The organism is Marinobacterium halophilum, assembly GCF_003014615.1.
Classification (GTDB): Bacteria; Pseudomonadota; Gammaproteobacteria; order Pseudomonadales; family Balneatricaceae; genus Marinobacterium; species Marinobacterium halophilum.
Genome location: NZ_PYGI01000012.1, coordinates 1 through 11,295 on the forward strand (window position 1 = coordinate 1; position 11,295 = coordinate 11,295).

The 11,295-nt window shown below is 55.0% G+C and carries 14 protein-coding genes and 3 tRNA genes; all 17 read right to left on the bottom strand.

Annotated elements, in window-relative coordinates; all coding sequences use genetic code 11:
* Window positions 1-149 precede the first annotated feature (149 nt).
* On the bottom strand, window positions 150-1,193 hold the full coding sequence (nadA, locus tag CLV44_RS09345; RefSeq protein ID WP_106591862.1) for a quinolinate synthase NadA: 1,044 nt from the start codon (window positions 1,191-1,193) through the stop codon (window positions 150-152).
* A gap of 157 nt (window positions 1,194-1,350) precedes the next feature.
* Window positions 1,351-1,426, bottom strand: a tRNA-Lys gene (locus tag CLV44_RS09350).
* A gap of 44 nt (window positions 1,427-1,470) precedes the next feature.
* Window positions 1,471-1,546 (bottom strand) — tRNA-Lys (locus CLV44_RS09355).
* Window positions 1,547-1,590: 44 nt separating this feature from the next.
* Window positions 1,591-1,666 (bottom strand) — tRNA-Lys (locus tag CLV44_RS09360).
* A gap of 59 nt (window positions 1,667-1,725) precedes the next feature.
* Window positions 1,726-2,406: a 7-cyano-7-deazaguanine synthase QueC gene (gene queC, locus CLV44_RS09365; protein WP_106591863.1), complete on the bottom strand. Its 681-nt coding sequence runs from the start codon at window positions 2,404-2,406 to the stop codon at window positions 1,726-1,728.
* 18 nt (window positions 2,407-2,424) lie between these two features.
* Complete coding sequence (gene ybgF / locus CLV44_RS09370) at window positions 2,425-3,252, bottom strand: tol-pal system protein YbgF (RefSeq protein ID WP_106591864.1); 828 nt, start codon at window positions 3,250-3,252, stop codon at window positions 2,425-2,427.
* A 7-nt stretch (window positions 3,253-3,259) separates the two neighbouring features.
* Window positions 3,260-3,799: a peptidoglycan-associated lipoprotein Pal gene (gene pal / locus CLV44_RS09375; RefSeq protein ID WP_106591865.1), complete on the bottom strand. Its 540-nt coding sequence runs from the start codon at window positions 3,797-3,799 to the stop codon at window positions 3,260-3,262.
* Window positions 3,800-3,880: 81 nt separating this feature from the next.
* Window positions 3,881-5,149: a Tol-Pal system beta propeller repeat protein TolB gene (gene tolB / locus CLV44_RS09380; protein WP_245912654.1), complete on the bottom strand. Its 1,269-nt coding sequence runs from the start codon at window positions 5,147-5,149 to the stop codon at window positions 3,881-3,883.
* Between the two features lie 32 nt (window positions 5,150-5,181).
* Window positions 5,182-6,090 carry a cell envelope integrity protein TolA gene (gene tolA / locus CLV44_RS09385; protein ID WP_106591866.1) on the bottom strand — a complete coding sequence of 303 codons (909 nt, stop codon included), beginning with the start codon at window positions 6,088-6,090 and terminating at the stop codon, window positions 5,182-5,184.
* A gap of 8 nt (window positions 6,091-6,098) precedes the next feature.
* Window positions 6,099-6,515: a protein TolR gene (gene tolR, locus CLV44_RS09390; RefSeq protein ID WP_106591867.1), complete on the bottom strand. Its 417-nt coding sequence runs from the start codon at window positions 6,513-6,515 to the stop codon at window positions 6,099-6,101.
* Window positions 6,516-6,524: 9 nt separating this feature from the next.
* Complete coding sequence (gene tolQ, locus CLV44_RS09395; RefSeq protein WP_106591868.1) at window positions 6,525-7,205, bottom strand: protein TolQ; 681 nt, start codon at window positions 7,203-7,205, stop codon at window positions 6,525-6,527.
* The gene (gene ybgC, locus CLV44_RS09400) at window positions 7,205-7,636 is read right to left on the bottom strand and encodes a tol-pal system-associated acyl-CoA thioesterase (RefSeq protein WP_106591869.1); all 432 of its coding nucleotides are present in this window, start codon (window positions 7,634-7,636) and stop codon (window positions 7,205-7,207) included. The genes tolQ and ybgC overlap by 1 nt, the downstream gene beginning before the upstream one ends.
* A 65-nt stretch (window positions 7,637-7,701) precedes the next feature.
* On the bottom strand, window positions 7,702-8,058 hold the full coding sequence (locus tag CLV44_RS09405; RefSeq protein ID WP_170069305.1) for a TraR/DksA family transcriptional regulator: 357 nt from the start codon (window positions 8,056-8,058) through the stop codon (window positions 7,702-7,704).
* 115 nt (window positions 8,059-8,173) lie between these two features.
* The gene (ruvB, locus tag CLV44_RS09410) at window positions 8,174-9,181 is read right to left on the bottom strand and encodes a Holliday junction branch migration DNA helicase RuvB (RefSeq protein WP_106591871.1); all 1,008 of its coding nucleotides are present in this window, start codon (window positions 9,179-9,181) and stop codon (window positions 8,174-8,176) included.
* A gap of 10 nt (window positions 9,182-9,191) precedes the next feature.
* Complete coding sequence (ruvA, locus tag CLV44_RS09415; protein ID WP_106591872.1) at window positions 9,192-9,821, bottom strand: Holliday junction branch migration protein RuvA; 630 nt, start codon at window positions 9,819-9,821, stop codon at window positions 9,192-9,194.
* Window positions 9,822-9,843: 22 nt separating this feature from the next.
* Window positions 9,844-10,356, bottom strand: a complete 513-nt coding sequence (gene ruvC / locus CLV44_RS09420; RefSeq protein WP_106591873.1) for a crossover junction endodeoxyribonuclease RuvC — start codon at window positions 10,354-10,356, stop codon at window positions 9,844-9,846.
* Between the two features lie 133 nt (window positions 10,357-10,489).
* Window positions 10,490-11,227: a YebC/PmpR family DNA-binding transcriptional regulator gene (locus CLV44_RS09425; RefSeq protein WP_106591874.1), complete on the bottom strand. Its 738-nt coding sequence runs from the start codon at window positions 11,225-11,227 to the stop codon at window positions 10,490-10,492.
* Window positions 11,228-11,295 lie beyond the last annotated feature (68 nt).

Consider the following 11,295-nt stretch of genomic DNA (forward strand, 5'->3'; position numbering starts at 1 on the left):
GCTGAAATGGGGCGTTTTTCATAGCGGCCACCCTTAAAGCTTATGGCTAATACTTTAAGAATGGCAGATCTTCAACAGTTTACTCAGACATAGCCATAAAAAACCCGCTCAGTGAGTTTCACTGGCGGGCTTTTTATACAGCGGCAACGTTATCCAGCCGAGAAATCCAGCATACGCTGAAGCGGCTTGAGCGCCTGCTCCCTTAGCGTTGCATCAACATGAATCTCATCAGCACCCTCTTCCAGGGCCGCCAGAATGTTTTCCAAACCATTCATGGCCATCCAGGGACAATGCGCACAGCTGCGACACACGGCACCAGAACCGCCTGTCGGTGCTTCCAGCAAGCGCTTACCCGGAGCCGCCTGTTGCATCTTGTAAAAGATGCCACGATCAGTTGCCACAATGAACGTATCATTAGGCATATCCTGGGCAGCCTTGATCAGCTGACTGGTAGATCCCACAGCATCCGCAATCTGTACCACCGCATCAGGTGATTCGGGGTGTACCAGTACCGCAGCATCCGGATAGACCTGTTTCAGGTCCAGTATGCCCTTGGCCTTGAACTCCTCATGCACGATACAACTGCCATCCCAAAGCAGCATATCCGCACCGGTTTCCTTGCGGACGTATTCGCCCAAGTGCTTGTCTGGTGCCCAGATTATCTTTTTGCCCTGGTCCGCCAGATGTTCAACTACCTTGAGCGCGATACTGGATGTTACCACCCAGTCGGCACGCGCCTTAACGGCTGCAGAGGTGTTGGCATATACCACCACTTCACGATCAGGGTGCTGATCACAAAACGCTGCAAATTCATCCGCAGGACAACCGATATCCAGAGAACAGGTTGCCTCCAGAGTTGGCATCAAAATGCGCTTTTCGGGACTCAGAATTTTGGCAGTTTCACCCATGAAGCGCACACCGGCCACAATCAGTGTTGATGCGGGGTGGCGTGCACCAAAACGGGCCATCTCGAGCGAATCAGAGACGCAACCGCCGGTCTCATCGGCCAACTGCTGAATCAGGTCGTCGGTATAATAGTGCGCTACAAGGCAAGCATCCTTTTCGACCAGCAGTCGACGGATTTTCTCCTTGTACGCTTCGATCTCAGCAGACCCCATCTGTGACGGCAGGTGCTCCTGAGCGAAGTGTTCCTGCACCAGTATGCGATCATCAATATCTTGCTTACTCAACATAGTTCTGGTTCTTATAATGCCGCGGGTTAATGCCATGGAGGGCAAAAATAATGGGGCGAGGATTATACCACAGCCGCACCGTAGTTAATGCTTTGATTTGGCCTTCCACCCTACAGATGATTATAGGCGAGTATGGAATACAAGGGAAAATAGGAAGTGGTGGGTCGTATAGGACTTGAACCTATGACCAATTGGTTAAAAGCCAACTGCTCTACCAACTGAGCTAACGACCCACATGAGAATCAGACAGACAGCCTGATTTGGTGCAGGGTAAGGATGGTGGGTCGTATAGGACTTGAACCTATGACCAATTGGTTAAAAGCCAACTGCTCTACCAACTGAGCTAACGACCCATATCATAACCAGGCAAACAGCCTGACTTTGTACAGGGCAAAAATGGTGGGTCGTATAGGACTTGAACCTATGACCAATTGGTTAAAAGCCAACTGCTCTACCAACTGAGCTAACGACCCGATGGGCTGCGCATTCTACCTTCACTGAAGCAGATGACAACCCCATTTACTCATTTTTCTCAAAAATAACGTGTCGGATCAGCCACACCTGCGTCGGCAAACCCCTTGGCACGCAAACGACAGCTGTCACAACGACCACAGGCACGCCCATCAGCATCTGCCTGATAGCAGGATACCGTCAACGCATAATCAATCCCGAGCGCATTGCCACGCATGATGATATCCGCCTTGGTCATGCTCATCAGCGGTGTCTCGATACGAATGGGGTTACCATCAATGCCTCGGCGCGTGGCCAGGTTAGCCATGGTTTCAAATGCCGCGATAAACTCGGGACGACAATCAGGATATCCCGAATAGTCCACTGCATTAACACCAATAAAGATCGCATCGGCATCCAGCACTTCAGCCCACCCAAGCGCCAACGACAGAAACACCGTATTACGCGCAGGAACGTACGTTACCGGCACACCCTCGGTTTCACCTTCCGGCATCTCAATACTGGTATCAGTCAGTGCCGAGCCGCCAAAATCTTCCAGATGCAGGCGCAATATCCGATGCTCGGCCACCCCCATCTGTTCAGCAATCGCCTTGGCTGCATTCAGCTCGGTCAGAGAACGCTGACCGTAGTCAAAACTGAGCACGTGACAGGTATACCCCTGCTCTTTGGCCATCGCCAGCGCAGTGGCCGAATCCAAACCACCAGAAAGCAGTACAACTGCCCGTTTTTCATGTTGTTTCATCAATCATCAAATCTTTTATTAAGGCTTTAAATAACCACGCGCCAAATCAGCTGCGGACGATTGCGGATACGTCTGCACGACACGCTGCATCAGTTGCCGGGCCTTGCCAGCATCACCTTCACGCCCTGCCAGCACACCAAGTTTGTAGAGCGCATCAGCGGCTTTGGTGTGGGTCGTGAACTGCTCGATCACACGTGTAAATGCCGTACGTGACTCGGCAGACTTCTGCTGCGCCAGGTAAACCTCACCCAGCCAGTACCAGGCATTTGCCTGCAGCGGGCTGTCGGGGTAATCACGCAAAAACGCCTTGAACGCCGCTTCAGCTGCCGCAAAATCACGCTGCCTAACCTGTGCAAAAGCCGCATCATAGGCCGCCTGACTCTGCGATGAAGGCGCAGACGCAGCCGCTGGCAACTCCGGCACCACCGCCGCGGCCTGTTCTCCGGCAACCGGATCTGACGCAACTGCACCGGAGGCCGCCGCCCCCGACAACTCAGAAACCGCCGCAGCGGCCCCTGCTACGGCAACACCCGTGTCAGGCAACGCCTGTAACAGTACGCTGATCCGCCGATCCATATCACGATAACGATCACGCTGCTGGACATCCAGCTGTTCCAGACGGTATTGCTGCTGCTCGACAATGCCACGCAACGTACGCACTTCATCCTGCAACTGCTGCAGCATGAATACCATCTCATTCTGTGCTGAAAGCGGGCCCTGACGTACGGAACTAGCCACACTGCCGTCCACTTCCGACACCTCCACAACCGTGACCGGAGCCGCGTACACAGGAGCCGTTGACGCCGCCAGCGCCATTACTGTCCAACAGAGTGAATGTTTTATCATGATTTGATTACTTGCTCAGATATTTCAACTCGACACGACGATTCTGCGACCAGGACGTCGCATCATGGCCCAGCACTGCTGGTTTTTCTTCACCGTAGCTCACCGTTTCAACCTGATTGGCCGATGCGCCGTTGACCACCAGCAAACGCTCGACGGACTGTGCACGACGCTCACCCAAAGCAATATTGTACTCACGGGTACCGCGCTCGTCAGCATGGCCTTCAAGACGCACGGAGGCTGCAGGGTTCTGAGCCAGGTAACGCGCATGCGCTTCCAGATCGGTGAAACCCTCCTGACGCACGACCGCTCTGTCAAAATCAAAATAGAACACTGTGCGCAGCTGCTTCAGATCTTCCGCAGTTACCACCGCGCCACCGCTTACAGCACCGCCTGAAACACCGTAACTATTGGTGCCGTTACCTGCCTGAGCACTACCACCAACGCCCGCTGCACCACCGTCAGTCGTTGTGCTGGTAGTACTACAACCTGCTGCCATAGCCATAATTGCTGCAATCACGGCCGATTTCGTCAGCTTACTTACCCGCATATTTTTCCCCTGTAATGTCGTCTTCAAAAAAGTTGTTTGTATCTTTCAAGTCTAACCCAAGTGCGGCATCCAACGGCCGGATCAACGCAGATAAGGTGACCACGCAGGCTCGCGTACATCACCACTCCCGGCCGGCATCCTGAACTCCACACGCCCGTCGAGCGACACCGCAGACAACACGCCTCGGGTACCTTCCTGGGTCGCATAAATGACTACACTGCCGTTCGGTGCGATGCTGGGGGACTCGACCATGCCGGAGCGCGTCAGAATATCCAACCGTCCGGTTTTCAAATCCTGTACGGCAATATCAAAACCGTTACCGCCGCCACTGCTTCGATGCACCATTGCCAAAAAGCGCCCGTCCTGAGTCAACCGGCCACGGGCATTATAGTTGCCTTCAAAGGTTAGACGCTCCAACTTACGGCTGGCCAGGTCGAGACGGTAAATCTGCGGCTGACCACCACGATCCGAAGTAAACGTCAGTGACTGGCCGTCCGGTGCCCAACTAGGCTCGGTGTCGATGCCATAATGTCGTGTAATTCGCTGCAGCTTTTTGGTCAGCAGATCCAACACATAAATTTCAGGATTGCCATCACGTGACAACACTAGCGCCAGACTGTTGCCATCCGGTGACCAGGACGGGGCACCATTCAACCCGGGAAAGGACTGAATACGCTCACGTCGCCCGGTCGCCAGATACTGCACGTAAATGGCCGGCTTTCCGGTCTCGAACGACACATAGGCCAGCTTGGAACCGTCCATAGACCAGACCGGTGACATAATCGGCTCAGCCGATTCCAGAATCGTGGTCGAGCGCGCACCGTCCCAGTCCGCCAACTGCAGGCGGAAACGTTGGCGCTGAGCCGACAGCTGCTCTGCCGTTACGTAAACAATCTTGGTAGAAAAGGCACCTTTGAGTCCGGTCAGCCGCTCAAACAAGCGATCGGCAATAAAATGCGCCCCGTCACGGAGCCCATCACGCGCGACTGTGACCTGCTCGCTGAGCAAAGCTTGCTCACGCAACACATCATGCAGCTCAAAGCGCAGGCTAACCTCTCCTCCAGCAACCGGACGAGCCTGACCGATCACGACATAATCCATCTTGGCAATCCGCCAGTCACGGAAAAATATCTCATCGCGGCGCACGGGAAACCCCAGCATGTTGTCGCGTGGCATAGGCTCGAAAAAGCCGCTGCGCTGCAGATCCTGCTGCACAATTGCCGCTACATCGTCCGTCAGCGCACCACCGGTTTCATTTCCGAACGGTACCACCGCAATCGCTGTAGGCGCCTCAACTCCCTGAGTGACTTCAACAACCAACTCGGCTCTGGCTACAACCGCCACACACATCAGCAACAGCGCCACACAATAGCGTTTTATTATCACCACCTGAGTCCCTCCGGTCTGAATTTGACCAACAATTTACGTAAGCGGCGTTCAAACAGTATGGGGTCAATCTCGGCTACGCGCGGAAAGCGCTGCACCCGATATACCGCCCGTACCGCTGAATTATCGAAGGCAGCGTTGCCACTACTGGTATCAATATAGGCCTGATCCACTTCACCACTGGGCAGAAAATGAATCGCGACCACCGCCTCCATACCGTTACGCGCCGTACTCGGAATGCGCCAACTGTCCTGCAGCAGCGCCTGGATATATGACTGGATGTCACCAACCACAACCTGAGAAGCACGCTGAGCAGCCGCTGTACGCGCTTGCTGCTCACGCTGCAACGCCTGCTGCAGCTCCGCCTCTGCCTGTTGCTGCTGACGCTTGCGCTCAGCCGCTGCACGCGCTGCCGCCTCTGCCTTGCGTTGAGCGTCGGCCGCTTGCTTGCGCGCAAGAGCGTCCGCCTGACGTTGCTTTTCGGCAGCCTGCGCTCGCTGCTTGGCCGCCAACTCGGCTTTGCGCTGCTTTTCAGCTGCCTGCTTACGGGCCTGCTCTTGCTGACGCTTGCGCTCAGCCTCCTGCTGAGCCTTACGTTTGGCATCAGCCTCGGCTTTGCGCTTGGCCAGCTCCTGCTTACGCTGCTCGGCAGCAGCCTGCTCCTGACGTCTGCGCTCAGCCTTCCGAGCCTGCTCAGCCTGTTGCGCCTGTTCATTTGCCACACGTGCGCGCTCGGCTTCACGCTCAGCCAATGCAGTCAGATCGACCATCTGTGCTTCAATATGCCGAGGCACCATGCGCTGCGGTTCGGCATGATCAATCCAATGCGTCCCCAACAACACCAGTACCAGCGCATGTACGCCCAATGCCAGCACGGTTGGCAGAATGTAGCTTCTGATCTCCACGGCGAACCCTATTCCGTCACCAGGCCGACACTGCGCGCACCCACTTGCTGCAACAACACCATCAACTGTACAACCTGATCATAGCTCGCATCACGGTCCCCCCGTACCAGCAAAAGTTTTTCCGGTGCCGAACCCAGAATCTTGCCCACTCGATCAGCCACTTCATCGCGACTGATGGGCGCCTTCTCGTCACCCCCGACATTGATGTAGTACAAACCCTGCGCATCAACCGTCAGGATCACCGGCTCTTCATTCTGGTCCTTGACCGGTTCAGCCGCCGCTTGGGGAAGCTCGACACTGACACCCTGTGTCAGCATCGGAGCCGTCACCATAAAAATCACCAATAGCACCAGCGTGACATCAATGTAGGGCACCACATTGATGTCGGCATTCAACTTGCGTTTCTTGCGCTCTTTTCGAATCATCGGTCAGCCTCAAACGGCACGGTGAACACGGCGATAGAGAATGCTCGAAAACTCATCGGCAAAGGTATCGTAGGCACTCAACAGCCCTTCAGACTGGGAAGAAAAACGGTTATAGGCAATAACGGCCGGGATCGCGGCAAACAGACCGATCGCGGTAGCCACCAACGCCTCCGAAATACCCGGCGCCACCGATGCCAATGTCGCCTGATGTACATTCGCCAGGCCACGGAACGCGTTCATGATCCCCCACACCGTGCCAAACAGACCGACGTAAGGGCTGGTCGATCCCACCGTCGCCAAGAACGGCAGATGACGTTCCAGGCGCTCCTCTTCACGCGCCATGGCTACCCGCATGGCGCGCTGCACACCGTTCATGACCATATCCGGATCGCTGTCCGCTTTCTGGGTCAGACGCGTATACTCCTGCAGCCCCGCCCGAAAAATATTTTCTGCCCCACTCCCCGCATCAGGTGTCTGGCTTACCTCGCGAAACAACTGGCCCAAGTCGATACCGGACCAGAAGCGATCTTCAAACTGTCGCAGCGCTCGGTGCGCCTTGCGCATCACCTGATTGCGCTGAAAAATCATTACCCACGACAGGAAGGATGCCAACAGCAACAGCAGCATGACCAATTGCACTACGAGACTCGCATTCAGCACGAGACTCCAGATTGACAGCTTGTCTTCCATTATTTCTCCTCAATAGTGGGCAGTTGCACAGGACGGGACATCAATTGATTCAACATGCTCGCCGGCCAGCGTCGAGGCTTGAACCGCGACGCCGACACACAGGCGACATCTACTGTAGCCTGACAAAGCAGAACAGAATCTGAAGCGCGGGTAATTGTTTGCAAAAAAGTAACGCGCGCGCCGGACGCCTGTTCGAGGTCAACACTGACCAGAAGTTCATCATCCAGACGAGCAGGCTGTAAATATCGCCCCTCCACCCTGGAAACTACAAACAGGATATCGTCCTGCGCCAGCAGGTATTGGGAATAGCCATGGTGGCGCAACAATTCGGTCCGTGCGCGCTCCATGAACTTGAGATAATTGACGTAATATACGATACCGCCCAGGTCGGTATCTTCGATGTAGACACGTATCGGCCACTGAAACGGCATGCCGTTGACCTGATCAGGTTAGAGTTGGCACAAACAATAACAGCAGCAGATTTTAAAACAAGGCCTCAGCCATGACAGCACAGGCAGGTAATGATCAGCGGGTCGGCGCGCAGACGGTTCAGCTCAATAGCCTCCCCACATTGATGGCAGCACCCGAAGCTGCCACGATTGATACGTTCCAGTGCCGCGTTGCAGTCAGCGATCGACAACAGATGGTGCTGTAGATGGGCCAAATTAAGTCGCCGAGCGACATCCAGCGCCGATTGTCGCTCTGAACACCCTTGCCCCGTCCGCCTGAGCAAATGGCGCACATGCTCAATCTCATTCAGCTCGTCCGTCAATGCTTCATGTAGCGCCTCAAGCAATTCATGCAGAGCCTCGGCAAAGCCTTCCAACTCATCATGATTCAGTACTGCTGCCATTGTCATGGCCTCCAATAGGATGAATCACTTCATCCTACGGCACCAAAGATGGTCAAAAATTGATCTCCATCATGATGATAATCACGGCCACGAAAGTGTAACTGGACTATTGATATCAGTCAGGTCTTTCCAAACCAAAGTGCACATAAGCATGGTCAGTCACCACACGACCGCGCGGGGTACGCATCATGAAACCCTGCTGGATCAGATACGGCTCCAGTACATCTTCAATCGTGTCACGCTCCTCACTGATGGCTGCCGCCAGGCTGTCCACACCCACAGGGCCACCACCGAACTTTTCGATCATCGCCAACAACAAGCGCCGGTCCATATGGTCAAACCCACGCTCATCGACATTAAGCATGTTCAGCGCCAGATCTGCGATCTTCTTGGAGATCCGACCATCACCCTTCACCTCGGCAAAGTCACGTGCACGGCGCAGCAGGCGGTTGGCGATACGCGGCGTCCCTCGTGAACGCTGAGCGATTTCGTGTGCGCCCTCACGATCAATTTCGGTACCCGATAACTGCCCTGAACGCATGACAATACCGGTCAGATCTGCCACCGAGTAATATTCCAGACGCTGCACAATGCCAAAACGGTCACGTAACGGCGAAGTCAGCAGGCCTGCACGCGTGGTCGCCCCCACCAGAGTGAAGGGCGGCAGATCCAGCTTGATTGAACGGGCAGCCGGACCTTCACCAATCATGATATCCAGCTGATAGTCCTCCATGGCGGGGTATAGCACCTCCTCCACATTAGGACTGAGTCGATGGATCTCATCGATAAACAGCACATCTCCTGGCTCCAGATTGGTCAGCAATGCCGCCAGATCGCCAGCCTTCTCCAACACCGGACCAGAGGTGGTCTTGATCTGCGACCCCATCTCGTGCGCAATGATGTTCGCCAATGTCGTCTTGCCCAAACCCGGAGGGCCGAAGATCAAGGTATGATCCAGCGCCTCTTCACGCCGACGCGCAGCGTCGATGAAGATTTCCATCTGTTCACGCACCGCCGGCTGCCCTTCATAGTCAGCCAGCAGCTTGGGGCGAATGGCGCGGTCATTCACCTCTTCAACAGGCGTTGCGACCGGCGCCATGAAGCGATCCGCTTCTATTTTCATGCTGTCACCCTCACCCGCTTACCATGGCTTTCAGTGCCTGGCGAATCAGATCTTCAGTGCCCGCTGATTCACCCATAACCTGAACGGCTTGCTCGATCGCACGCGTCGCCTGCTGTGGCTTATAGCCCAACGCAATCAGCGCACTCTCGGCCTCCATACGATGATCTGTAGTCGCGGCAGCTGCGGGCGGCAGATTACCCGAACTCAGCTCCAACTCGACCAGTGTTGGCAATTGCAACTGGTTCAGACGATCCTTCATTTCGACAATCAAACGCTCGGCAGTCTTCTTGCCAACCCCCGGCACCCTTACCAACGCCGTGGTATCTTCATTATGTACAGTACGGATGAACTCCTCCGCACTGATACCGGACAGAATCGATAGCGCCAGTTTGGGGCCAACACCATTGGCCTTGATCAGGGCACGAAACAGCAGCTTCTCCTGCTGATCGGCAAACCCGTACAGCAACTGCGCATCTTCGCGCACCACAAAGTGCGTGTGCAGCGCCACCTCAGCACCAACTTCCGGCAGTTTGTAAAAGGTGTTCATTGAGGCTTCGACTTCATAGCCCACACCATTGACGTCCAGCAGCATCCAGGGCGGCTGTTTTTCCAGAATTCGACCTCTGAGATGTCCGATCACGGGTTATCTGTCTCCATAAAAATCAATATCGCCAACGCCCGGCGGTTTTACCGCGCGCCTGCTGAATCTGCCCCGCCGTGGTATGCGCATGGCAGAGCGCTATCGCCAATGCATCTGCCGCATCCGCCTGGGGCAATCCCGGCAGCTTTAGCAGATGCGCGACCATATGCTGAACCTGCACCTTATCGGCACCGCCATTGCCCACCACTGACTGCTTGACCCGTCGGGCGGCGTATTCGGCTACCGGCAAGGCTCGATTGGAACCGGCCACAATGGCCACGCCACGCGCCTGCCCAAGTTTGAGCGCAGAGTCCGCATTGCGGGACATGAACACCTGCTCGATCGCCATCTCGTGCGGCTGGTAACGCTCAATGACTTCACTGACGCCAGCATATACCTGCTGCAGACGCTCAGCCAACACATCACCACTGATACGAATACAGCCACTGGCCACATAGTCGATACGTGGACCCGATACATCAATCACACCGTAACCGGTAATGCGTGAACCGGGGTCTATCCCCAAAATCAGCATAGGTTCATCTCGATACTCCAAACGGCAGCACAGGCCTCAGCATAAAGCTGTACATATATACACTATTATGCCGCGACCTGCCCACAAAAAACCGGGGTCGCCCCCGGTTTTCATTGCTCATGGCACAGAACGCTTATTCCATCGCTTCTTCAGGAATCTCGGCGTTGTGGTAGACATTCTGGGTATCGTCGAGATCTTCCAGCGCATCAATCAAACGCAGCGCCTTCTGCCCACCTTCCACATCAAGATCAACGGTGGTTGCCGGAATCATGCCGACTTCGGCATATACCGGTTCAAAACCGGCATCAACCAGTGACTGTTTGACGTCCATAAAGTCTTGCCAAGGAGCAAACACATCAATTGAGCCGTCATCATTGGTGACAACATCATCGGCACCCGCCTCCAGCGCCGCTTCCATGATCGCATCTTCATCGACACTTTCATCAAAGCTGATCTGGCCTTTCTTTTCGAACAGGTAGGCAACGGAACCATTGGTACCCAGATTGCCGCCGGCCTTGTTGAAGGCAGCACGCACCTGAGACACGGTACGATTGACGTTATCAGTCATGCATTCAACCAGAACCGCCACACCGTTCGGGCCATAACCTTCGTAGGTCAGCTCATCGTAGTTATCGCCTTCACCACCACCGGCACCGCGCTGAATTGCTTTTTCAACGGTGTCTTTCTTCATGTTGGCGCCCAGCGCCTTGTCGACCGCTGCACGCAGACGCGGGTTATCTTCAACACTGCCGCCGCCCTCTTTGGCTGCAACGGTGAGCTCACGAATAAGCTTGGTGAAGATTTTGCCACGCTTGGCGTCCTGTGCCGCCTTGCGATGCTTGATATTAGCCCATTTGGAATGACCTGCCATACAACATCCTCAATTGACTGCAGGGCCTGAACAGACCCTGTGATCGTGTTCGTGTCTTCATCTGTACG